Raw genomic sequence first — 23,887 nt, 5'->3', positions numbered from 1 at the left:
TTACAACATCACGCAGGCAGTGAAACAGTAAAATCACGCTACGTCTGGCGATTCACCACGGCCGGAAATTGGAAAAAGTGGGGTTAGAACTGATTTATGAATCAGGAGGCATTCATCAAGTCGATTTTTGGAAGGAGTTGGACATTTCCGCACGAAAGGGGTCACGCATTGTTGAATTCCTTGTTGACAGAGGGTATATCGATCGCAGTGAAACCAATCTTGATGGAGACAAAACCTATTATTTGACACCTATCGAAGAGGCGAAGAACCTTCCGAGCATTTTGCGGCGGATTCTTGAGAGTTACCCTGGATCGGAGCAGGACGATCGTGGTCCTGAAAACAGAGGTTATAGGACGAGTGACTTTCCTGACATTCAGGATCTAATCGGTAACCGAACAGAACCTGCTGTGGAGGCTGCCTTGGGTAACCAGAGTGGTAATTACAATATCAACCCAACATTCGGCCAGGGCGCCATCTCTGATATACCCTATATACCGATCGAACGAACCGACGAGACTACGACGACTCAATCTGGCATTTATGTCGTTTATCTGTTCGATCCGGATAAAAAGCGGCTCTACCTCACTCTGAATCAAGGATCCGCCGAGGCAATGAGAACATCGAGTCGAAGTGGAGTCGGCCCGACCGCTGCTACTATTCTCGAACGTCATGCCGAGCGTTACCGCGAGATAATCGACGTTCCCAACGGGTTCACAGCGAAACAGGCTGAACTCTCATCGGAGCTTAACCGATCCGAAGTATACAACAGTGGGACCGTCTTTGTGAAAGAATACAGTCCCGATGATTTGAGTAGTACCGGGGCCGTAGTCGGAGATCTCGTTACAGCTGTTGAGACTTACGACCACTTTCTCGATACACTCTATGCAACACCCGAGTTCGATATCGGTAGCAAAGGAGTGTGGACTATCTCCCCGGAAGGTGGAGAATATTGGCCAACTTGGGTAGAGAACGAATTCGCCTCTATCGGCTGGTCAGTTGATGATATTCCAGAATCCCCCGATAGCCCCACAGGCGATCGAACACAGGATTCTGAACGTCAAATATATAACTTCCAACACGAAATCGAGACAGGAGACATCATTGTCGCCGGATCTCGAGTAAATTCGATCGATGTCCCATATGGCATCGGTCGAGTGACTGCCTCTTTCGACGAGTTCCCGGATGTCAAAGGTGTGGAAACACACGACGACATCGCAGCTAATGTCGATTCCAGAGAGTTCGAGCACTCTCAGTTCATCGGGGTCGACTGGGTAACCGTGGGTACCGTCGATCCGGATGGTGGGGTGTCGGTGAATTGTCTCAAGCCCGATAAGGAACTGTTTCATCAATGGACCGTACACGAGTTCGAACCAAGCCTGGATCATTTCATCGGGGCCCTGAGCCGTCGGATGGAGGTTGCTGATATCGCTTATGATGTTGAAGATACAATAAACGATTTTGTAGAGACGCTCGAAGTCGAACGCGTCGACGATAAATACGGGAATGGAAAAGAGATACCCGAAGAAGACGGGGTCGAAGACGACGGTGTTGATATTTTTGATGAATGGCAGGCTGAACGATCCTCGGTTATCGAAACCAGCGACGATGACATCGAATTACCGGAGCTCGTGTTCACTCAGGATCAAAAGACACGGCTCCTGAATCGGATTCAGTCTGCCCTCGAAAACGGAAAACACGTGATACTTACTGGCCCGCCGGGAACTGGAAAGACCAAATTGGCCAGGGAGGTCGCTCGCCACTACGTCGATGAGAATCACGAAATGGTTACGGCATCTGCCGATTGGTCGACCTTCGATACCATTGGTGGTTATCGACCCGAGACCGATCGAAGTCTCGAATTCCATCCCGGGGTGTTTCTTGATCGTTTCATGACCGATGAAGAGGGAACACCGGCGAATGAGTGGCTGATTATCGACGAACTCAACCGTGCCGATATCGACAAAGCGTTCGGCGCGCTCTTTTCGGCACTTACTGGGGAGACTATCAGGCTTCCCTTCGATGGGAAGAACGAGAGGCCAGTAACGCTCGTCGGTGACCCCACCGACACTGAAGTCTCGTCATTGGACTCTAACCACTACTTCATTCCACCGGATTGGCGACTCCTAGCGACGATGAACACCTATGACAAGACCTCACTGTACCAAATGAGCTATGCGTTCATGCGGCGCTTCGCTTTCATCCCTGTGTCGGTTCCCACTGCGGAAGACATCGAAGAAGACCTTATCCAGGAGTACGCCAAGGCTTGGTTCGGTACGACTGTCCCGGAGGAAACGGCGAATATCACCGCCGAGCTCTGGAGGACCATCAACGAGGTTCGAACCATCGGCCCTGCGATCGTCCGGGATATCCTGGCCGAGGTTCGTGGTGGCGATTCCACGGACTACACAGATGCTCTTATTATGTTCGTCATGCCGCAACTTGAGGGGCTCCCGAAGACGAAACAGCGGGATTTCCCGGAGAAGGTCGGATCGGTGAACGAAGACGACATCGATGTCGTCGATACAGGTCAACTGAAACAGTTCGCTCGAGACTACTTCGAAGTCGAATTCAGCGACGAGAATGGGAGTTGACGCCGCCGAGCCGGGGCAAGACGATCTACGAACCCCGGCCGAGGAACTTGTCAGAGAAATTGCCTCCTCGTTTAGTGTCTACCTCGGACGGGGTATCCAGCTGGACTCCATTCTCGAAAACGTCGATCCCACACTCAATATCGAGAATATAGACGAATTACTGGATATCCACTTCCTCTTATCGGGAGAGAAGTTGTCTCCTCAGGCCGAACAGCGACCACCGCGGTTGGAGGTTGACGTCCCGGTGACCTTGGATTACGGTGTGATGGATTTCATATCGTTACTTCGACGGCGGCTCCGCCGACTTTACACCACTACGAAACGCGAGACGCAGCAGTTCGAGGGTCAACTCCGAGGTCGGATCAATTGGCAGGAAACGATCAAGGCACGCTACCGAGAAGGCAATCCAGACTCGCTCACCTTCGCCTGCGAACTCACGGAAGAAACAGTAACGACGCCCGAGAACCTCGTTCTCTGGGAGTTATTGACGACCATCCACGACGCTCACAGCCGAGCAAGCGACATTGTTGACCAGGACGAAGCCACTTGGTTCGATCTCTGGCTGGACGATTCGATGCTCCAGAACCACCTCGAAGCCGGACTCAGCGACGTCTATCTGAGCTCCCTCAAGGACGCCGACGTGACAGTCAGCGACCGCATGATCAGAGCGGTCAGCGAATCTCGGAGTCCACTGTACCGTGAAGCGGCAGATCTCCTCAACTGGTATCGCAGACTCAAACGCCACGATATCGACGACAGTGAAGCGAAATCGCTGCTGGGACGTCAACTCTTCTATCCCGATCCCAAACGCGAGGACTACGACGAGGTCCCTACCCTCTTCGAACTGTATTGGGTCTTCAGATTGCTGGAGGCGTACGACAACCCCCGACTCCGGCTGATCACCGGGCCGACCGACCTGGTCGCTGCCTGGCGAGAGTCCGAGACACAGTACGAACTCTATCACAACTGGACTGGCGGTAATATGCTCACGTTCAAACCTCCTGTCTTCGACCGTGAGGACCTTGCGGAGTCCAAAGATGAGGACCGTTATCTCCGTCGATTGGATCACCTCCTGAACACGCAAGCGAGGTCCACCGAGGCTGTTTTCGGTCACCAGCGGCCAACCAGCCCGGACGAACGCCGCCCCGATTTCGTGCTATTGAGACGAGACGTCGACACTGACGAGATCGAGCGCATCGCAATTGGCGAGGTTAAGTATACCAGACTGCAGTCGACCGCCGCCGACGGTCTGGAGGAGCTGCTGGAGTACATGATCTACGCCCGGAAAGAGAAGAACGGATCAGAAACCCGGTACTTCACCACCGGCCCGGATCACTTCGCGACGCCGGCCGTGCAAGGATTTCTGTGTATCGATCAGGTTCCCCATTCTGCCGTTGGGGATCCGTCTGTCGATATACTGGAGTTCGGAGACAGAGTTTCACGCCCCTTCTAAAATGGGACTGGCCAGAGGCTGGATAGGTTGAAAATTGTTGAATTTGCAACGGATTTTTGTTATAACTCTCCACCGAAGTTGTACTCCGAGTATTCAAGCAGAATGCGGTAGTCACGGGTTGTTTTCTCCTCAGTATGGCCGTCTGTGATCTTGTATTCCAGCCGGAGCGCGGTTGCCTTCTCGGCGCCATCATCTACGGAAGTAGATACAACCTGATCGACTCGATTGGGTTCTATACCGATTCCCATCGAATAATTTGAACTGGATGATGCCGGTTTCTTTGAGCCTGGTGTTCAACCCGACGGACTTTCTCTCGGTGAATCTTTTTCGTAGTACGAGGGACTGTGCTGAGTTCACGCTCTATAGTCAGCACGCTCGAAATAAGTTACCCATCTCCTGTCATCACAACTCTCGTGTCTTCTCCTACAACTGAGTACTCGTGAATTGGAAGAGCCAAATAGCCAGTTCCGATTCTCAGGACAGTCAAAAGAACCGTCTGGGCTGATCATCGAGTGTCCAAACGATGATCGCACCACGCTGGTGAACCTCGTGTTGGAGATCGGAAAACTGTGCTACCGTGTCGACACTGATTGGGTGGTCCGTCCAGTGAGTGACATCCGCTGCGAACTTCTCCGCAATCTCCGAACTCTGGATTTCAGAACCCGCACCATCGACAGGCCGATAGTACAGCCCAAGATATATCTTACGTGCGCGGATATCTGACTCGGCAAGTTTGCTAACATCGTGAATAAATGAACGAGGGCTGTGGTCCTGAAATGGGTTAAACACCTTGCTGAATCCTCGTGTCGATGGATTCCCGTTTGCTTTCTGGAAGCGGAGCAGTTTGGCCTCACAGTATTCTGTCGTACTCCCCCGTTCGATACGCAAATCAGCTGACTGTCCACCAGGATAGCTCACTGCACCAGAATCAGACTTTGCTGTGGCAACTGTTCCGTCAAAGAGTTCCCGGGCACGGACTGCGTTCACGAGCGCATCGACCTGATCGTCCTCGTCGTGTGGGCCGATACCTTCACCGTAGGTGCGGTTCTCCCCGATTTCCGTATCAACCTCGTGGATGACATCCGTGAACGTCGCCGCGAGCTCTCCGGTGAGACTGCGTGCATCGGTCATTACCGAGTCATGTCAGAGAGGTCTCTTAGTGATGGTGACGGGACGAGATCTCCCACACTGAAATCGGTCAATGGGAGGAACCGCTGTGGAGGTCCCGGCCACACCGATAGACGCTGACTGAAGTACGGCAGTACAGTGATTACGTCAGCACACCAATCACATTATATGCCACTGAGCATCGACGACTTTGAGGCCGGGGATCTCCCGGAGGGGCCAAGCGTCCCAGAGCAGGTCATTACGCACCTGTACACACATCGAGATCAGGCATTCACCCGATCCGAGATTACGAGTGCGATCGGCGAGGATTCGAATACTGTCGGGACAGCGCTATCACGGCTCAAGTCCCGTGACCTGATTCGACACAAGGGGGAGTACTGGGCGATCACCGAAGACCTCGACCGAGTGAGTGCCGCCTACGAGCCCCACCAGACACTCGAACGGCTGGACGAGAAAGATAAGGATATCGACGTCGATGCATGGGAGAAGGCCGCTCCGGATTCTCCGCACCCGAGCGAACGCGACGACGATAGCTGAATATGAACCTCAGCCGATGTTCCCGACTACAACAGAGTAAAATAACCCAAAGGATACAAAGTATGCCGGGTCACTTCAGAAATAGATTGAACCGCTAGCATAGCTGGTGACCCGAGGAGTGCTGGCAATGATCCTTGTTAGCTTTGTATTGTATGTTTCTGATGTCAAATAAAACCACTCTATATCTTTTGTTGAAGTTGTCGATTCTCCTGAGAAGAGGATGTGAGAAACGTCTAAAGGTAAGCCACTCTTATCAAAGGCTATGGTAGATGTGACAATTAATGAGGTGGAGTTGAGTAAGAATCGACGAGATGAATATTCATTATTCATCTCTCACTCTTGGGATTACGAGGATGACTATGAACGGCTAGTTGACCTTCTAGAAGAAAAGAACTACTTTCAATTCCGCAACTATAGCGTGCCTCAGGAAGAGGAGATTGATGCTAGTTCCAACGCCGAGTTACGGCAACACCTGAGAGAAAAACAGATTGGTCCTAGCTCTGTCGTCCTCGTTCTAGCGGGGATGTACTCTGAGCACAGTTACTGGATTAAGAAGGAAATGCAAATCGCAGAAGACTTAGGTAAGTCTATTGTTGGCGTCAAACCCTGGGGTCAGGAAAGAACTCCAGAAGAAGTCAAGGATGCGGCGGATACGATGGTCGGGTGGAACGGCGGTTCGATAGTTGACGCAATCAGAACCAACGCTCCTTAGCGAAATCAGAGATTGATTACTGTATATGGATCCAAATAGAGGACGTGATCCGTGGCGAGATGGGCCATCACCGAACAGAAAAGGAGATCTGAATCTGCGGGAACTTCGCAGCTTAGATCAGAAAGACCTGACGTGGAAGGAGGGCCTTGCGATACTGGCTGCAACCTACGTTGGTGGTAAAGCAATTGGGTCTATCTTCGGCTCTGAAGAGAATGAAAACTCTCCATCAAGACTGGCCCGTGCTGCTCAGAAGCTGGACGATAAGCAGTACAATGTATTCATCTCTCATTCTTGGAGGTATGATGATGACTATCAGGGCATCGTGAATCTGTTAAGCAACATCCCTTCGCTCGACTGGCAAAACCACTCTGTACCAGAGGAGAAAGAGCTGGAAACCGTAACTAATGAAGAACTAGAAAATGGCCTTAGAAATCGGATGAGAAATGCATCTGTGGTCATTACTTCTGCAGGAATGTACGGCTCAGAGGCCTACAGTACGTGGATCCCTAGAGAGCACGAGATTGCAGAGGAACTCGGCAAACCCATAGTAGCTGTAAAGCCAGAGGGTCAAAAAAACATCCCGGGCTATATCGAGGAATCAGCCGACGAGACCGTCGGATGGACCAGAGCTTCGGTAGCTCAAGCACTTGGTGAATATGCCTGAAGAAAGCCCGGAGGATTCCCCAGAGTCAGAACCTGAAAACCCTGAAGCGACGGAGCACGACTTTTTTCATGAAGATCTCGATGATGAGGAGAAGAACCGACTTGTTGATCAGTATATCCACTATTCAGAGGTAGCGATAGAGACGAGTAGTCAGCGGATTCAAACTAATCGTACCTTCGGCATCATCCTCACTACGCTCTTGGCAGGTCTGTTCGGCCTCAGTCAGGCTACTCTTGGAATCAATTTGGCAGCGTCTATTCTGTTCGCATCCGCAATCGGAGCAATCACCTGCCACTACTGGTACGGTAGTATTCAGTCATATAGACGGCTGAACAACGCGAGGTACACGATCCTAAATAAGATCGAGGAAGAACTTCCTGCACCGGTGTTTAGTGATGAGTGGAAATACTTGAAAAAGAAAAAGCCCGACCCAGAAATGATAGATCCGCGAGATTCAGATAGTGAAAACCACCGCTCACACACTATCGTGGAAAGAAGATATATTCGACTGCTTCAAATCGGCTATGTACTTGTGGGAAGTTATGCTCTCGTATTCGTTCTTCTCGAGATGTATCGCGGCGCGTGGAATCCAATTTCTCAGCTAATTACAATTGTTCTTCCTACCGGCTCGTATACTAGTTCTACTGCGGGGAATGTTTCCCTAATTCTATCACCGCTTGCGACAATCGTCATTTGGGAGATTTATCGCTACATGGATAGCGATGAGGGTTGGAGCATTTCGACGAAACTGAAGAACATTCGAAGCTAATTCTAGTTCGATTCAGACTTGGTCAGTGGGTCGGCGGTGGTGCGTGGGAGGTGTTTTCTGTATGTTTTTTGATTATTGGTCCCCTGCCAGTTTTGATGCGCACGTGATTCAAATCCGGGGTTTATGACTCTAACCTATCCAGTAGATTTTGGCGAATCGCAGGACAGCAGGACCCCTGTTCAATAATCGAATGAAATCAAGCACGCGACCGACGGCTCGTTTATAAACGATATACGATAGTCTTGCGAATAGGCACCGCAGGATTTGATCATACATTTGAATGGCTCAAAGTCAGTCGTCTGTATCCCTCTAAACCGCAGTGCAAACTGAAATTATCTAGTGTCCATCATCTAAATGATGAGCCCGTTAAAACACTTCCTAAGCATATTCATTCAGCTGAGAAACCATTGTAGAATTACAGCCAACTGGCCTTTTTAACCGTGGGGACCTACTTCTTCAATCGTCGAACGAGAATATAATAGCTGGACTTTTATCCATAGGATATCATTCTCGTTTGATGGATGTACTTAGAGAAATATCGAACGCGGCGTAACCGCTTTCTCGCGATTAATATTGGTGCGATTCTAGTTGGGGCCGTGGTAATTGGAACTATGTCTGTGTTTTTTCCAAGTCAAAGCACAATTGGGCTAAATATAGGATTACCAATAATTGCTGCTGGCGCAGTCCGAATGTTTGATTATAAGTTATTCAAGTTAGGTGAGCAGAAAGAACTCGTAGATGATCTAGTTCAAGAATGGGGTATCTTGGACATACAGGGGGGCAGGGGAAGAGCTGAGAAGGAACAATACGAAGAGCTCATGCTCAGATGCAATGACAAGTTGCATATCCAGGCGATCTCGTTATCGAGATTTCAGAATGACTTAGGCGATGTACTTGATCGCCTCGGGAACCAAAATGTTGAGATTCGTCTTCTCTTATTAGACCCTGAATCACAAATTTGCGACTGGTATGGTGATGCGGATACAGAAAGGGGAGACCTTGAATCCACTATCAGAGATTCCACTAACCGATTTCTTGAGCGTGAAATCGATTCGCTGGAAGTCCGATATTATGAGGGATTACCAACGAATTATTTTAGGGTCGATTCTGAGGCTTTCGTAGGCCCATATTTCATGAGTGAACCGAGTCGAAAGACTCTGACCTTCTTAGGGAGAACAGATGGAGACTTAGTAAACAGTTACACTAAGAACTTTGACGCACTATGGGAAGATAGTCGAGTACCTGACCCCGCTGAGTGAGCCATGAAAAACAGATTTGACTATCCTGATGATTTAGAGCCTTTCCATGTCGATGATGAGCTACTTGAAAAAATACGGGATAGTGATTCTAAGGTTGACGAAATTGAAGGATACCAGGGTAATCCTATCACTGGTGTTGGTGATGTCTATACACCTGAACCAATAGTTGAATTTATTTTGGATTCTGTTGGATATACCGCCGATAATAAAATAGAACATCAAAAAATTGCTGATCTATCGTGTGGGACTGGTTCCTTTGTTAGGGCTATCACTGAAAGACTTCGTGATCGGATGATTCGGATCGGATATGACCCCGAAACATCAGAAGGTGCCGAACAAATCATCTCCACAGTGAAAAATAACATATATGCATATGACATAAATTCGCTCGCTGTCTGGCGAACCGCTCAGCATATCTTGAGTGTGTTGGATAGTGAGATCGTAGCAGCGGATAAGTCCAATCCGGTTTCATCACTTCCGATATTCCACGCCAATTCATTAAAACGAGACACAGAGATATCATATTCAAAATTTGATGTTATTGTTGGAAACCCACCATATATAAAAAATAGAGATATATCTGACAAAGATGACAAGATATATAGAGAGCAGTACGACTCTGCTACCGGTAAATATGACACATATCTTCTCTTCTTTGAAAGAGGAACTGAACTACTGGATGTTGATGGGAATTTGGGATTCGTCACACCTGATCGATTCCATCACACCGACTACGGCGAAAAACTCAGAGAAATACTTCTCAACAGGACATACCTCAATTCAATAATCAAAATCGAAGACAATCCGTTCCCAGTCGTTAATGCGTACCCATCAATTACTATTTTACGAAGGCAAGACAATTCCTTTCCAAATTATCAAAGAGAGAATGAGTTTTGGTATTGTGAATGCGATACGGCTAGTTTAGGAGAATTATCGGAGACATTGAACTGCGATTCTGGCTCTATGCCAAACCTCTGTACTAAGATTAATCAGAATGCTCTCAGTACTGACGGCTGGTTGTTTACCTCGCCTGAAATCAAGAAACTCCAAACTAAGCTACGAAACAGGAACCCTGTAATAAAAAACACCAATATAAGAATTAAAACTGGAATTGCTACTGGTGCGGATGATATCTACATACTGAGTGAGAATGACGCACAAAGAATGTCTGCTAAGGTTGTTTATCCGCTGATCAAGGGAGAAGATGTTAAGAAGGGGAAAATTAGCGAGGATAGATACATTATAAACCCGTATGATGAAAATGGGGCTCCCATGGATTTGGATAATTATCCAGAGGTCAAGAAATATCTCGAATATCATAGACCTGCTCTCGAAGAAAGATACTGTGTTAGAGAGCAGGGAAAAATATGGTATGAGACGCATGACACTATCCAGACCGATCTGGAGACTTCGAAGAGAATCGTTACACCGGACTTGACTTCTACATCTAGGTTCGCTGTGACAGAACGAAAGATATCGCACAATACTTGTTACTCATTTTTCTCTGAAGAGGAACTCGACGCCTTGGCAGCCGCCCTCAATAGCAGTGTGTTCGAATTTCTTCTAAAATCCTCGTTACCAGAGATGGATTCTGGCTTTTGGCGACAGATGAAAAGGGATCTTGTGGATTTGCCAGTTCCGTTACCATCGCAGCTCGGTCCAAAAATCGAAAATCGACTTGGACAACATTATCGAAAGCACGAGTGGGATGAGATTGATTCTTTGATTTATGATGCGCTAGATTTGAAGAGTGATGAAATAAATCTAATTGAATCGTTCACTCCCACACGGAAATCTGACTAAGTATCTCTTTGTCAACTGATTCATATAGCTCATCAAGAGTGCTTTCATTAATTATTAAACCATCCAATTGGTGGGTAAGAGCTCCCATTATGCCAAAACTATACTCAGTGAAATCCTTTTGCAAGAAATCCCGATAAGTGTATCCAGATTTTGGATTATCTCGTTTCAATTTTCGCTGGTATCTTAAGAGGCTATTGGCATAAATTCCAATCACAGAGATCGAATCGAATTCGCTTCGAATGATTTCTATCTCTTCTTGGGTTCTGAAGCCCGATATAATTGACAAATCGCTGTTTGAGTCCTCTATTTGTTCACATACCTGATAAGCAAACGTCCCCCTTCCTTCTTCACTAAACTCTTTTTTTACAAAATCCATTATTTCACCCTCAGATCCACATTCAGCATACCGACTTCGGACAAAGTCACTTGCTTCTAAATACTTTGCACCAGTTTCTGATTCAATATACTCTGCTGAAGTTGTTTTCCCGGCGCAAGAAGGTCCCACGATACATATAATCATGAAAATCTTGAGTCGCCTATCTGTGACTGCTTGGGATCCTCTGTCTCTGAATCAAACTCCTTGGTATCTTTACGTACAATATCTCTTGTAGCAGATTCCAATGTAGCATTTATTTGTTTTTTTGAAACACCGCTGTTTACGATAGCCGCATATTCTCCCATTCTCTGGCAAACCTGGTCAAATATTGGGCGACGAAAGTCATACTTTAAGAAATCCGTGATTGGCATCTCATTATAGACTTTATTTGCGCCATTTGGCATGAAATATAGATTGAAATCATCTGCGCTCAGCCAAGAGAACCTCTCGTTTTCTTCTCTGATTTGGCCGTCTAGATTTATTTTCCCTTCCTGCTTATTTGTCAATATTAACGGATCATGGCCCGGGATATTTAGCGCTAACCCCGATTCTATCGTCGCTCCTTCGCTCTGAGAAAATTTTAGTTTGAGGTCTTCTTCTGACTTGGTATTCCACCACTTCTTGAAATATTGTCCAGGTCCCTCACCATCCATTGCGTCAAAAAACACTGAAGTCTGTTCTATAAGAAAGAATGTGTCTCTAATATCGTCAAATGCACTTCTTTTCATTGCCTCAGATAGCAGTAATTCCATATCGTCAGACTGGATCTCTTTATATTCCAACGGCACGCGGACCAGTTCAACTCCATGCTCTTCTTCTAAATTATTTAAATATGATAGGTAACGAAGGTGATCAAACTTCCTGCTACTAGACGTTATGAGAGGCAGGGGTATACTGTCTTCAGACATGCTCGTACACTGCTCTGATAAGCGGGTTGGGTATCCGCGTATAAATTGGTTCCCCACCTTTTTGATTATCTCCCCGAAGAAAGTCATATGAGAATAGAAACGGGTAGTCGCCTTCATTTTGGACTTATTGATTTGAGTTCGGAATCGAGTCGTGTGGACGGCGGAATTGGACTTGGAATAAAATATCCCGGTGTTATGCTGGAAGTTGAAGAATCAACCTGTTTAAAAGTCCACGGGCCGATGCGAGAGAGAGCAAAACACGCAGCAGAAGCTGTAATAGACCAATTCAATCTTCAGCCGGTCAAAATCAGAATCAAAGAAACGATTCCCCAACATAGGGGATTAGGTTCTGGTACCCAAACTGATTTAGCTGCTGGTTTTGCGGTTGCGAGAATGAACAACCTGGAGATCTCTACATCCAAAGTAGCTGAGGTTGTAGGACGTGGCGGGACATCCGGAATTGGGACTGCAGTATTTGAGAAGGGAGGGTTTGTATTAGATGGTGGCCATGACCTAAATAAAAAAGGTGGATTTCTTCCATCTTCGGCTTCATCTGTATCGCCTCCACCAGTGATTTCTCGACTGGATTTCCCTGATTGGAATATCAAAATACTAATTCCTGATTCGACTGGCGCCTATGGATCTGATGAGGTATCCGTATTTAATAACGAGTGCCCGATTCCCATCTCCGAAGTACAAGAGCTCTCGCATATTATTTTGATGAAACTCTTACCTAGTGTTTCAGAACCGGATTTTGGCCTATTTAGGGATTCAGTCAAACAGATCCAAGAGATCGGATTCAAAAAGAGAGAACTACAGCGACAACCTGACTCACTTTCCATAGTTGAAGAGCTCCAAAATAGAGGGTACGCGGCCGGAATGTCATCTTTAGGACCCGCTGTATTTGCTATATATCCAGATCCAATATCTGTGCCCTATGACGATATCAAAACGATTGAAACCAGAGCTATGAATCGAGGAGCTAAATTCTCATAGTCTTCTGGGCAATTTTTAGATTTTTTATAAATACTTCCGACGCTGCACCATTTTCTTCCACTCAGTCTGCTTGTCGAGAATTTCGACATATATACATTTGAACGTGCTTCAACAATCGGTTCAGGCACATCGGATGAGAGCCAGTGAGTAACCGCCCCGCGACTGACGGCAATCCTACTTCCTTGTAAAGGTAGAGAGATGGGCTAGACATTTATTTTAGTCTCATTTGAAACATTTTCCGTGAACTGGTATCGGCTTGTACTCGGTCTCTTTCTTCTGTCGTTGGCTGCTAATGCACTCTTCTTCCAGCCAGGTCCACCACCGATGCAAACTTCAACCCCTCCAGAGGATTGTCAGGACTCGCCACTTCCACGTCCTGTTCCGGATGATGGAACCGCCCCAGTCACAGGCGAGGTTGCTCAGGCGGTCGAAAACAACTCCATCGTCGAGATCAACTATACGGTCGTCGAGAACTCTAGTGGGCAGGCCTTTACAGTTACACTGCCATCAGGAGCCAAACTCGTCAACCAGTCGGGTTTCTCACAAGACGGTGATCAGCTAAGAACCATTCCCGACCAAGGTGATCGGCTAACGCTCCGCTACGCGCTTACAAAGATGGGTCATGATGAGGAGGGTCAGTTTCCTAACGCATCGTATACCGCTGGCCCTGAATGGATTATTGCCCCGACACCCGAACATGGTGGTCCGGATGTCACCCTCCAACCAGCAGCGTCGGGCTTCATCGGTTTAGATATTCTCTACCTTGGGGAGTATACGCGTCACTCGACGATGGCCGGGTGCCAGAACATTACAATCATCAAGCCAGAGGCAACGGGATTCGACCCAGAACCAAGACTCAATATGCTCTCAAATGCTGCGGCTTCGCTCTCTGGTGGAACTACCTATTCGACGGTGTATGTCTTCCCCTCACCGAAGCCGATTCCCGCTGCCGACGGCTTCGTGCCAGAATTCCAGAACAATATCATTATCGAGGCCGACGCTTCGATTCATTCAGCTTGGAACGTCTGGATTCACGAGTACATCCATACGCGTCAGGTCGAGTATTCTGGCGAGAATTTCTCTTGGTTTCAGGAGGCGAGTGCAACCTACTATGCTGCCCAACTTACCCTCGAACAAGGGTTGATATCGCCGATTGAATTCGACGCTGCATTGGCACGATATGCACAGCATCAGCCAACAACAAACTTAGCCACGGCAGAGTCCGAAGACATTGCGTACAGATGGGGTGCTGTAGTGCTTGCCCGCCTCGACGCTTCGCTCTGGCAGCGGGGCCATACACTGGCGGAAATGTGGAACGATATCAACCAGTACGATGGTCCCTCGTACAGTAAATTCGAGAGGCAACTTAGCAGCCGTGGCCTTTCTGAGTCGCGCCTGAACGAAACACGGGCAATTGTGGAGCGTAATGCCCAGCCGGATCCGTCGCCAGTATATACAAGCCGAATGTCGTGGCTCCCGGGAGCTTTGCTGGCACACATATCTGCCATCTACCAGTCCTTCGTCGCCATAGTCGGTGGTGCTGGACTAGCAATTGCGGGAAGAGAACTGTGGACCGTCGTTGGAACAAGTGACTAAGCCCTAAGCAGGACGATGAGGGCATTATCTATGCTGAATTACCGACGGACGCACTGATGGCATGCGAACTGAATTGTCTGCTCTTAACTCTGAAATAGTACGCGGCATACCTCTGAATCGGTCAAGTCAGTAATGAGAATGAATTCTCATAATGCGTTTGAGCCAAGATCTCCGATCATCACCACTTGGTTGTAACGCCAGACACCAGAGTCGAACGGGTGCTGTGAGGTCGTGGCTGCCGGCCGCTTGCGGCCGGGAGCGGAGGGTGGGGAGGTGGGCCGCTGGGTGGTGGCGAACACTAGCTTACCGACGAAACTCCCGTCCCCGACGGAATCTGAAACGCGTATGCACGGCAGATTCCGACTCCGCATCGCTACTACATCTCTCACCAGACGGATCACACCCTCCAACACGGCAAAAAATGAAGTCCAGACGGGCCTACACCGGCTCGTCCTCGGGGAAGGCGATGTGACTGTCGCCAGTCAGGGCAACCGAACAGCGGCCCTGATACCAGTTCTTGGCCACGTTCCGCAACAACACCGTGTCACCTTCCTCGACGATCGGCATCCGCGACGCAGCCCAGGACGTCCACTTGATCCGGTCCGTGTCGTCTTCGATCAGCCCGACTTGACGTATCGCTGGATGGGAACTTTCCCAGAGAGTGCTCACGCGACCTTCGATGCTCACCCGCGCCCGATCGACCTCCGACACGGCTCGGATCGGAATGACCGTCCCGGGCTCTTTTTGACACGCCTCGACCACCTTCAGCGCCGCCGACTGGACGTCCGCCCCGTCGACCACCCGTTTCGCCAGCCGCCGACTGATCGCTGCACGGGTCCACCCGTCGAGTTCGTCGTCCAACCGGGCTGCTTTCTGATTCACCGCCGCCAACTGCGTCTGCGACAGTCGCGTTCGGGGATCGTCCGGCCCCTGGGAGGGTGCCACGCTCGCCGCGCGCTCCTGGAACTCCCGCCGTCGCTCGACCCCGCCATCGGCCGCCACGCGTCGCGTCCGGTGCTCTCGATCCGAGTCCAGCCGGCGATCCAGCCGCTGGCGCGTCCGCCTGATCTCCTGTTCGCGCGCCTCGAACCGTTCCTGACCTTCCAGCGTCATGCTCTCCGGCTGGGCCTCGGGATGGTTCGTATCGACCTTGCCTTGCGACTCCAACTCGACCGTTGGCCGCAACTCGGCGTCCTCGTCGACCGCGTACTCGTTGTCCGACCGGTACTTGGGGTGCTGTACGTCGACCGAATCCTTATCAACGATCTCGGTGTTAGAATTCATTGGAACTCACTGGTTCCGAAGGCGCGCACGCGCCGACCCGCGATGCTCCAACATCGCGGTTTTCCGGACACAGACCGACCAGCCACTGCGCTCTCGCTCGCGCCTTCGTGAGCGCCCCCCTGGGGCGCGAGCGAGAGCGCTGTCATGACGGGACCCAACCAGCCACGCGCGCAGACCCGGCCGGCGCGAGCGTCCAGCGGAGTATGCGGTGGCGGGTGAGCACCCACGGCGCGCAACCCCCGGCGCTTACCCGCTGGCGCGAGGGCACATGCATTTCAGCCCGGAACGGCGAGCACGCTCGCCGCATGCCCGGAATGGTCGGTCGCGAGTGACGCGCCGGCCGGCAGCTGCGAGCGGGGCGAGCCAAAAACAGAATGGGTGAGAGAATCGGGTCCAGCCTGCTCACAAACCAACGACGGGCGGGACTGAAAGGGGCCGCGGGGTCCGGGAACCCCGACCCACCAAGCACCGCAACCTGTGAGGAGCGCAGGTGCGGTCGCGGGACCGGATCCCGCGGGGGCTTTCTGGGTCCAACAGTATCCACCCCGACCGAACGACGATCGTTCAGTGGGTGCTTTGATTTCCAGGAGCTGCTAACCCGAGACGCAGAATCACAGCTAACGAACTTTGCTCATACAATTCGAATCTGCAATCAAAGGCGAGCGACCAGTCGCTCCAGACCAAGGATGAGCGGGGCCACGAGCAGCATAGCAGTTGCGAACGTCGTGGCAGAGCCAGCAGCAAGGAGCGTCTCCCTGGCAGTAGTGTCCCAGAGTCGATTCCGACCCAGCAGTGAGAGGAGTGTGAAAAAGACGCCATTGACCAACCCTGCAATGAAAATAGTGACTGCGATAACCGTCGGAAAGAACGCCCCACCGAGCCGATCCTGAGTAAGTGTTTCAGCTGCGGCGGTCTGAAGCTCACCGACGGTCTCACGGAGAGATTTTGGCCGCCCGTCACCGCCCCAGCTGTAGACGAGCTGCTTGTCCTGTTCGATACAGTCCATCTCCTCCTTTAGATCACTCAGATTGTTCTCGACTGTACCCTGGGTCACATCGACATCGATTGCTTGGTGGATCTCCGCCGGTGTGTGCTCGTCCCGTGGCCGGTTATGGAGATAGCGACCGATGGCACGCTTGGTCTCCTGTTGCGGTCCATCGTATTGCTCAAGGTATGACTCGAGGTCGTCGTCCATGTATATTGTCACATACACGGGGGTATGATGAGTGTCACGACCTGAATTCACGGTCGTGATATGGTTCACACCCCAGAATTTGCGAAAACGGTCTCACGGCATTATAACCCCGTAGCTCGTTGATTGAACCGTCCCAACCGGGACGTGATCCGATGCCAGAGATAGGAACGCAGTACACACGGAGTGACAACTCTCCGATGGCGGTTCGATGGCAGCTTAGTAAGACAGCGCACAGTGACCTCAATTCATCAAGCAGGGGTGCACGAAGCGATGGGTAATGTGCTGGTCCTTGGAGGGAGTCTCATCTTGACACTGTTCGTGGGAGCGGCGTTCATGGACGCCGTGTTCGGCCAGCCACGTGGTGCCGGTGGTCAGTTCGCGCCAATGCGAACGACACAGTTGAAGAATCTCATCGCATTTGGGGTCCTAGTAGCTCTGCTGCTGTATCTCGTGACGATTTACTGAGCGAGATTGCAGCAATTTCGGAAGCAGCCGTACTCCAACGGTACGTGGGCAGGACAGTCGGGTTTTGGTCTCTGCGTCGAAACAGGACTCAGTAGCTATCACTGGATAGACCCGATTCATGTAGCTGGATACCGTCCAAACTTGGATCGATTCACATTGTCAACTCTCCAAGTCAGCTGCAACGATCTCCATCGGGACCTCGCGCACCGGATCGTCATCCGGGTCCTCGGGAAGGGTCGTGAACTCGCCGTCCGCTGTCCAGGCGGTGACGGTGAGGCCCATCGCATCTAGCAGGTCGTCTTTATTATTCGCCGAGAAGTGACGGGCGTACGCTGGTTGCTCAGTGATGTGCTCCTCGACGAGTCGCTCGAATTCATCCCCAGGTGAACTCTCGGGGTCGACGTCGTCGAGGGTATCGAGGCGGACTTGCTCCCCGTCGGCACTCAGTTTCGACTCCACCACGGCACCCTCTGCCCGGAGGCTGGCGAACGCGACCTCCGGGTGGGACTCGCGGACCTGGCCCCAAGCATCGGGCACTTCCTTGAAGAACTCGTCCAGTTCCTGAATCCGGGGCATGATCCCCCATGCCTGCGTCGACAGACCGCGGCCGGTCAGCTCGTCCATCCTCGCCTTGGCCTCCTCGTACGTTGGTTCGTCGAACACTGGCCGAGGCGGCGTCATGAACACGCTCCGACCGCGCTGGGACCCGAGTTCCTCTTTCGCGGCCTCGTCACAGCGACGCAGTCCCTCCGGTGCGAGCCCGATCGGGATGTCAACCAGGATCTGGGTCGCATCCGCATACTCGTGCCAGACACTCAGAAACGACGGGTGCTTTGCGGCCGTCCAGTCACCGTCCGCTGACCGACTCGCACAGATCCACCCGTTGCCGCCCCAGTCGACGCCGACGTATCGGGTCATGTTCCCGCTGTGTGTGCCGCTGGGAAAAACACACGCCGTCCATAGCCCTCCCAGAACCAAAGAATATCCGACATTTTAACACCCGATTCTGCGACCACCGAGCAAAGCATGTCCGCCCACGGGAACCGCTACGTCGTCAACGAAACCTATCGCAGTTCCACCGATCCAGAAAAGGACCAGTTCCAGGGATGGCTCAACGCCCCCATCGACACCGGAATCAGAAACAGCGGTGGGATCCGAGCCATCGCAAACCCGGAAACTGGCGACCGGGAGTTCCTGGTCTTCATTACCTCCGATGGGTCGACGAAAAACCCGAACCCGTGGGAGGACGTTATCAACATGCAGGAGGGAACCGCACGGTACTGGGGCGACGCCAAGGCCCGTCACCGACCGGATCCCGACGAGGCCACCGGGAACAACTGGGTCAAGACCGACTACACCGAAACCTATGCACAGGGGAATCGGAAAGACGCACCACCGGTCCTTCTCTTCGAACAGCCAGAGACTGGCCAGGTGACGTTCAGAGGCCTCTGTATACTCACTGGCATGAGTATCGAACGCCACAAGGACGATGACGGGGAGACCGTCGTCAACTATCTGTTCGATCTCGCCATCCTCGATACCGATGCAGTCGAACTGGAGTGGATTCACCGCAAGGCCCGCACAGGCAGAGACATCGGCGGCCCCGACGCCTGGCAGGAGTGGGTTACTGAGGGCCGAATCAGACGGTACTCCGTCTGGAAAGACAACATTCGCTCAACAGCAGCTCAGCAACCAGCAGGCCGATACGGCGATCTCCTCCAGGACATCCGGACACGACTGGATGGACCGAAGAAAGGCGAGAAACTCGAATATCTCATCCAGTATCTGATGGAGGATCTGGAAAACATCAGTGACGTCGAGATGACTGCCGACAGTGGCGACAAAGGGGTCGACTTGACCGGTCGGATCGAACTCCTCTCCGAGACCCAGCTCGGCGGTGTCGATACAGCAATCGACTTCAAAGCCCAGGTCAAGAACACGAGCAGTAGTATCTCGGGGCGACAGCTCAGTCGCCTGGCTTCCCGGATCGACGACGGCGAGATTGGACTGTTTTTCACCACCTCGTACTATACGAAAAGCGCACAGGAGGAGAACCTCTCAACCTATCCAGTGCGGCTGTTTTCCGGGAAGGATCTGGTTGAACTCCTTGTGCAAACGGATCTGGCCGACGACGCGACGCTCAATGATGCAGTGGTAGCCGACATCGAGGACGAGTTCTGAGTCAGCTGTCGGTCCTCTCACTGTCCGGCCTGCAGAATAGTAAGTGAGCCCCCGGCCGGCCTACAAGCGTTTGTCCATCTATAGCCGCTCGGAGTACCACGCGAGCGTCTCCCCGATCGCCAGCCCCTCCGTTGGGATCGAGATCTCGGCAACGGCCGACTCCTCCAACAACGGCAGCAGTTCTCCATAGTACGCCTTCCCGGCGTGGAGCACGAGCGACATCGACTCGTCCAGGAGTCCAACCGCAGCCAGCTCGGAGAAGACATGCTCGGCCCACTCACGCTTCCGTGCGACAGGGGCACCAGTGAGCGTCTCGTCGTAGGGCTCGATCGGCTCGCCGTCCGGATCCAGGAGGCCGTGTTTCGCCGAGAGGATAAACCAGTCGTCGTGTTCGCGCTCCGCATACGCACGCATCTTCTGGAAGTAAGCGGACGTGTAGAGGTCCTTGGGCACGGCCGGCTCGTCGCGCTTCGATTTGACGCAACTCACGAGCCCGACCTCACGCAGTGACGCTGAGTTCATACGCCCAATGTCTCACATCGTGACCGTCAGTGCTTCGGCGAGCCGTCGAGCAGGATCAGAGTCCAGCCCGACCGTCTCGAAATGCGACACCAACGCGGCACGAGCCGCTTCCCGATCGGGTTCGTGGCGGCCGATCACCTGCCCCGCCTGCCAGACGATCGAGTCGATCCGCAGCAGCGACACGTGCTCGTCGAGGCGATCGCTGACGGCCTGCATGAGCTCGGCCCACGCATCGAGCACTTCGTCGGTCTCCGCACTGGTGGTGAGCCCCGACGTTCGAGAGACACGCTCGACCTGCAGATCACAGGGAATCGGAATGTCGTACGGGAATTCGAGATACTCCCCGTGGCGAATCAGATGCGCGATGTCGTAGATCTTCATCGCGAGCACGACCGTCTTCGCCTCCATCCGGGTGTCCAGTGCGTCGGCGAGGCGCTCCCACACCGTGACCGGCTGGACCGCGGTGTGATTCGCGACGAACCACTCGTCGAACTCGTTGTGGAACATGTTGATCAACCGCTCCCGTTTCTGCTGGTTCAGCCGCGCGTTCACGTCCGCCTCCATGAAGTCACCCAGAACGTCTCTGACCGCCTGCGTCGAGTCGAGCGCGTCGAACTCGCTGGCAGTGCGTTCCAGTTCCTGCCAGAATTCCTGGGCATCACCGTTGAGCTGGTAGTCCTGCGTCGCGGCACAGATGCCGAGCAGCTTCACGTGGGCTTCGGACCCGAACTCGTCGTAGAGGTATTCGAGTGTTGCGTACTCTGGCTCCGTCTCGTCGAAGGCGGCGATCCCATCGTGGCCGAGCGCGGCGAACGCGTCGGCGAGGGGATCGATTCGGGTTCGGTTCATTGCGAGATCGTTACCGGACGGAACGGAAAATCATTCTGGAGCGATAGGTATGGACAGTACTGCGTTCCAATCTCGGCAGCGGGAGAGTGCCGCAAGGTCGACCATGCCCGACAATGAACACACCCATCGCTGGCCTGATAACAGAGACCAACCGGGCGAAGGAGGGACACGCCTCCGGCCCCGGGTTCAACAGAGTCGTTTATACGAAGGAATGGCGGCGTTGCAGGGAGGTTCGTCTGCAAACTCAGATGCTCGCCAACAGGAGTTGGAACGCCTTGGGAAAGACGATACTGAGCAGGAGTTGCGACCAGATGGTAAACGTCGCCGGATACTCCCTTGTGGCACTCGCCCGCTCCATCCGCTGCTCTACCTCGTCAACTGCATCCCGATTCTCATCGGAAATGCTGAACGATTTGATGTCCCACGGGTTCTGGATATACTCCTGCCGGAGCCGCTCGAGGCGCCACAGCTCGTCCCGTTTCTCGCGACGCATGAACCGGTAGAGTGTGAACACGGCAAAGGCGACGGGAAGCACCGTTCCCAGCCAGACAAGGAAACGAGAATCCGGTATGGGAGGAAGTGCGCGGTACCAATCTCTTCGGCTAAGACCTGCCTACCTCACCGAAAATCGAACTAGAAACGCTAATTTTCGATGCCGAAGTGCTGATAGATCGCGTTGTAAGGTTTCTCACCGTAGTTCGGGTTTGGATGATGTGAGAAGAAGATACTGCCGTCAGCAAGGATGTCTAGCTCGTTGATTGGGGCAGACGTGATAGTCTCCTCACCGATCGATGATACCATCGATGGGGAGAAGAGTTGGCCCCAGTAAACTTGTTCAAGCTTCCCTTCACGGACACCGTCGGCCGTCGTTCGGGCAATATGATCGTCATTTTGACGAACATGTACTGTCTCCGAATTACTTGCCGCAATGACGTACAGCGGCTGGCTCACCTGCTCACGGAGTATCTGGTACAGCTCTTTGATGAGGGCAACAAGCGAGTCCAGATTCCGGTCGAGTTCCGCCTCCGAATTGGCTGTACGGCTGAAGCTCTGGGCATCCACCGACAGTGTGAGCGCCGGCATCTCAGGAATTCCATCCGGACTGCCTGTCTGTGCTCGAACGAAAAGCGAATCATATTCCATCTGTAGTTCGAGGGCGCCAGATGCGGCCGATCTCTCGATACGGTCGGGTGCGATAAGGCTGAAGTGTTCCGAATCGGTAAGCGCTGAAACCAGCGTTTCCTGTGCATCGGCATCAAACGGCGCAGAAAGAAGATAGTAGATGTCGTTTGTATCTGCCATAGTGTGACAATTCCTCTACGACGGTAAAATCCTGAACTTCTGCCTTGATACCAGCGAGTCTCGTTCCCATCACGATATCAAACGGTGGCGTCAGTATCGAACTAGCAAAGCGATCACGTTCCTCAGTGGGGTAAGTGGGACGTGACTTGTTAATTCCACATCAGAGAAAAACGACCTGCGCCGGCTCACGAGCGGAGTGAGTGGGACTGAAAGAGGCCGCGGGGTCCGGGAGTCCCGTGAACGACCAGACGGGGTGAACGGAATCTCGACCGACGAGCGAGGCGAGTCGGTCGGTGACCCCGACCCGCCAAGCACCGCAACATGTGAGGAGCGCAGGTGCGGTCGCGGGACCGGAGCCCGCGGGGGCTTTCACCGCGTTCTCACGACCGGTCACCGAAACAAGCAAGCAGAGCCAGAGACCAGTCGAGATTCGTTCAATCCGCCCGCGACCAGTCTGCCATCTGCCTAGACACCTTGGCCTTGAGCTTCGTACGAGTGAGCCCACCGTTGTCGGCAAGCCGATGATGGTTGGGACAGAGGACGATCAGGTTCTCGGGCTCGTTTGGCCCACCCTCGGCACGCGGTTCGATGTGATGGACTTCCGGATTGTCCGTGTGCTCCTCGCACCACTCACACTGCTGGCCGGCACGATCGAAGATCAGCTCGTTCTTCAGGGTCTCCGGCGTTGGCGGTGTCCGGTCCGGGTCGTCGGCATCCGTTGCTCCCGACCCATCATCATCGCCAGTCGTCACGAGGTAGTCCAGAGCCGCTCCAAACCCGTCCTGCTGATACTCACGGTATGCCAGCCCGGAAACGACGATACCAACCCCCAGCAGTCCCACGCCAAGGAAGAAGACCGGATTGCTGGTATCGAAGCCGGTCTGTGAGAGGAAAAGACCACCGGCGATCACCCCGACCAGGAGCACGCCGCCTGGTGGCAGATCCTCCCAATCCGCGTCTCCCTCACCCTGTGACAAATCCAGATCGAGGCCACTACTACCGGCCATCGGTTGCGCAGTACCGAGTCCACCACCCGCGGACCGGCCAGCAACCATGTCCTCGAACAGTGCCTCGGCGTCATTGAACGATGACACCTCACGCACTGGAACGGTCATATCGTCCCGGGCATCGCCAACGCCAGTCGGCCGGTAGTCGTCGGTGACGATCTTCAGTTCGATACGGTCCTTGTGCGTCACTTCGTAGACGCCCTCAGCCCGTTTGTGCAACCGCCACTGACCCTCTCGCCGAACGACGCCCATGCCGGATACGTGTCTCTCACATTGATTATTCTTATGTC

23 protein-coding genes and 1 pseudogene are annotated in these 23,887 nt (G+C 52.4%); 13 read left to right on the top strand and 11 right to left on the bottom strand.

All coding sequences use genetic code 11. The features are described from left to right. Positions 1 to 32: 32 nt before the first annotated feature. The 3 genes and pseudogenes from ACFR9U_RS14275 to ACFR9U_RS14265 all read left to right on the top strand — a co-directional run. Positions 33 to 251, top strand: a pseudogene (locus ACFR9U_RS14275) (helix-turn-helix transcriptional regulator); the annotation flags it as partial. After that, complete coding sequence (locus tag ACFR9U_RS14270; RefSeq protein WP_379814596.1) at positions 243 to 2,591, top strand: MrcB family domain-containing protein; 2,349 nt, start codon at positions 243 to 245, stop codon at positions 2,589 to 2,591. The pseudogene ACFR9U_RS14275 and the gene ACFR9U_RS14270, both read left to right, overlap by 9 nt. Continuing rightward, complete coding sequence (locus tag ACFR9U_RS14265) at positions 2,581 to 4,044, top strand: hypothetical protein (protein ID WP_247381730.1); 1,464 nt, start codon at positions 2,581 to 2,583, stop codon at positions 4,042 to 4,044. The genes ACFR9U_RS14270 and ACFR9U_RS14265 overlap by 11 nt, the downstream gene beginning before the upstream one ends. Positions 4,045 to 4,527: 483 nt before the next feature. Here the strand turns inward: ACFR9U_RS14265 and ACFR9U_RS14260 are convergent, their stop codons facing one another. Next, on the bottom strand, positions 4,528 to 5,175 hold the full coding sequence (locus ACFR9U_RS14260) for a hypothetical protein (RefSeq protein ID WP_247381732.1): 648 nt from the start codon (positions 5,173 to 5,175) through the stop codon (positions 4,528 to 4,530). A gap of 165 nt (positions 5,176 to 5,340) precedes the next feature. On the opposite strand from ACFR9U_RS14260, the gene ACFR9U_RS14255 reads away from it, so the two are divergent. From ACFR9U_RS14255 to ACFR9U_RS14230, 6 genes are all read left to right on the top strand, one after another. Beyond that, complete coding sequence (locus ACFR9U_RS14255; RefSeq protein WP_247381734.1) at positions 5,341 to 5,709, top strand: hypothetical protein; 369 nt, start codon at positions 5,341 to 5,343, stop codon at positions 5,707 to 5,709. Positions 5,710 to 5,971: 262 nt separating this feature from the next. Next, positions 5,972 to 6,421, top strand: a complete 450-nt coding sequence (locus tag ACFR9U_RS14250) for a TIR domain-containing protein (RefSeq protein WP_247381736.1) — start codon at positions 5,972 to 5,974, stop codon at positions 6,419 to 6,421. A gap of 25 nt (positions 6,422 to 6,446) precedes the next feature. After that, a complete protein-coding gene (locus tag ACFR9U_RS14245) occupies positions 6,447 to 7,085 on the top strand; it encodes a TIR domain-containing protein (protein WP_247381738.1) in 639 nt (212 codons plus the stop codon). Next, positions 7,078 to 7,854, top strand: coding sequence for a RipA family octameric membrane protein (locus ACFR9U_RS14240; protein WP_247381740.1), 777 nt, complete (start codon positions 7,078 to 7,080; stop codon positions 7,852 to 7,854). The genes ACFR9U_RS14245 and ACFR9U_RS14240 overlap by 8 nt, the downstream gene beginning before the upstream one ends. A gap of 521 nt (positions 7,855 to 8,375) precedes the next feature. After that, on the top strand, positions 8,376 to 9,113 hold the full coding sequence (locus ACFR9U_RS14235; RefSeq protein ID WP_247381742.1) for a hypothetical protein: 738 nt from the start codon (positions 8,376 to 8,378) through the stop codon (positions 9,111 to 9,113). Positions 9,114 to 9,116: 3 nt separating this feature from the next. Beyond that, on the top strand, positions 9,117 to 10,916 hold the full coding sequence (locus tag ACFR9U_RS14230) for an HsdM family class I SAM-dependent methyltransferase (RefSeq protein ID WP_247381744.1): 1,800 nt from the start codon (positions 9,117 to 9,119) through the stop codon (positions 10,914 to 10,916). Here ACFR9U_RS14230 and ACFR9U_RS14225 read toward each other — a convergent pair. After that, complete coding sequence (locus ACFR9U_RS14225) at positions 10,891 to 11,436, bottom strand: nucleoside/nucleotide kinase family protein (protein ID WP_247381745.1); 546 nt, start codon at positions 11,434 to 11,436, stop codon at positions 10,891 to 10,893. The genes ACFR9U_RS14230 and ACFR9U_RS14225 overlap by 26 nt on opposite strands. Next, positions 11,433 to 12,200, bottom strand: a complete 768-nt coding sequence (locus tag ACFR9U_RS14220) for a non-canonical purine NTP pyrophosphatase (protein WP_247381747.1) — start codon at positions 12,198 to 12,200, stop codon at positions 11,433 to 11,435. Before ACFR9U_RS14220 ends, ACFR9U_RS14225 begins: the two co-directional genes overlap by 4 nt. A gap of 87 nt (positions 12,201 to 12,287) precedes the next feature. Between ACFR9U_RS14220 and ACFR9U_RS14215 the strand changes: the two genes are divergently transcribed. Beyond that, the gene (locus ACFR9U_RS14215; protein ID WP_247381749.1) at positions 12,288 to 13,196 is read left to right on the top strand and encodes a beta-ribofuranosylaminobenzene 5'-phosphate synthase family protein; all 909 of its coding nucleotides are present in this window, start codon (positions 12,288 to 12,290) and stop codon (positions 13,194 to 13,196) included. 240 nt (positions 13,197 to 13,436) lie between these two features. Then, a complete protein-coding gene (locus tag ACFR9U_RS14210) occupies positions 13,437 to 14,792 on the top strand; it encodes a hypothetical protein (protein ID WP_247381751.1) in 1,356 nt (451 codons plus the stop codon). 438 nt (positions 14,793 to 15,230) lie between these two features. On the opposite strand, the gene ACFR9U_RS14205 is transcribed toward ACFR9U_RS14210, so the two are convergent. Together ACFR9U_RS14205 and ACFR9U_RS14200 are read right to left on the bottom strand one after the other, a co-directional pair. Then, complete coding sequence (locus ACFR9U_RS14205; RefSeq protein WP_247381753.1) at positions 15,231 to 16,076, bottom strand: DNA-binding protein; 846 nt, start codon at positions 16,074 to 16,076, stop codon at positions 15,231 to 15,233. 652 nt (positions 16,077 to 16,728) lie between these two features. Next, positions 16,729 to 17,271, bottom strand: coding sequence for a hypothetical protein (locus tag ACFR9U_RS14200; RefSeq protein ID WP_247381756.1), 543 nt, complete (start codon positions 17,269 to 17,271; stop codon positions 16,729 to 16,731). 306 nt (positions 17,272 to 17,577) lie between these two features. Here ACFR9U_RS14200 and ACFR9U_RS14195 point away from each other — a divergent pair, with 306 nt between their 5' ends. Further along, complete coding sequence (locus ACFR9U_RS14195) at positions 17,578 to 17,736, top strand: hypothetical protein (protein ID WP_379814590.1); 159 nt, start codon at positions 17,578 to 17,580, stop codon at positions 17,734 to 17,736. 159 nt (positions 17,737 to 17,895) lie between these two features. Here ACFR9U_RS14195 and ACFR9U_RS14190 read toward each other — a convergent pair whose 3' ends face one another. Further along, complete coding sequence (locus tag ACFR9U_RS14190; RefSeq protein WP_247381758.1) at positions 17,896 to 18,654, bottom strand: DUF429 domain-containing protein; 759 nt, start codon at positions 18,652 to 18,654, stop codon at positions 17,896 to 17,898. Positions 18,655 to 18,762: 108 nt separating this feature from the next. Between ACFR9U_RS14190 and ACFR9U_RS14185 the strand changes: the two genes are divergently transcribed. Next, positions 18,763 to 19,917, top strand: a complete 1,155-nt coding sequence (locus tag ACFR9U_RS14185; protein WP_247381760.1) for a restriction endonuclease — start codon at positions 18,763 to 18,765, stop codon at positions 19,915 to 19,917. 78 nt (positions 19,918 to 19,995) lie between these two features. On the opposite strand, the gene ACFR9U_RS14180 is transcribed toward ACFR9U_RS14185, so the two are convergent. From ACFR9U_RS14180 to ACFR9U_RS14160, 5 genes are all read right to left on the bottom strand, one after another. Beyond that, positions 19,996 to 20,439, bottom strand: a complete 444-nt coding sequence (locus ACFR9U_RS14180) for a DUF6884 domain-containing protein (RefSeq protein ID WP_247381761.1) — start codon at positions 20,437 to 20,439, stop codon at positions 19,996 to 19,998. A 12-nt stretch (positions 20,440 to 20,451) separates the two neighbouring features. Further along, a complete protein-coding gene (locus ACFR9U_RS14175) occupies positions 20,452 to 21,288 on the bottom strand; it encodes an N-glycosylase/DNA lyase (protein ID WP_247381763.1) in 837 nt (278 codons plus the stop codon). Positions 21,289 to 21,532: 244 nt separating this feature from the next. Beyond that, on the bottom strand, positions 21,533 to 21,823 hold the full coding sequence (locus ACFR9U_RS14170; protein ID WP_247381765.1) for a hypothetical protein: 291 nt from the start codon (positions 21,821 to 21,823) through the stop codon (positions 21,533 to 21,535). 107 nt (positions 21,824 to 21,930) lie between these two features. Then, the gene (locus ACFR9U_RS14165) at positions 21,931 to 22,590 is read right to left on the bottom strand and encodes a hypothetical protein (RefSeq protein WP_247381767.1); all 660 of its coding nucleotides are present in this window, start codon (positions 22,588 to 22,590) and stop codon (positions 21,931 to 21,933) included. Positions 22,591 to 23,024: 434 nt separating this feature from the next. Then, the gene (locus ACFR9U_RS14160; RefSeq protein WP_247381769.1) at positions 23,025 to 23,849 is read right to left on the bottom strand and encodes an HNH endonuclease signature motif containing protein; all 825 of its coding nucleotides are present in this window, start codon (positions 23,847 to 23,849) and stop codon (positions 23,025 to 23,027) included. Between the last annotated feature and the right edge of the window lie 38 nt (positions 23,850 to 23,887).

Origin of the sequence: Halorientalis brevis, assembly GCF_042678165.1 — an archaeon.
Lineage (GTDB): Archaea > Halobacteriota > Halobacteria > Halobacteriales > Haloarculaceae > Halorientalis > Halorientalis brevis.
This window is presented reverse-complemented; position numbering and strand designations above follow the sequence as displayed.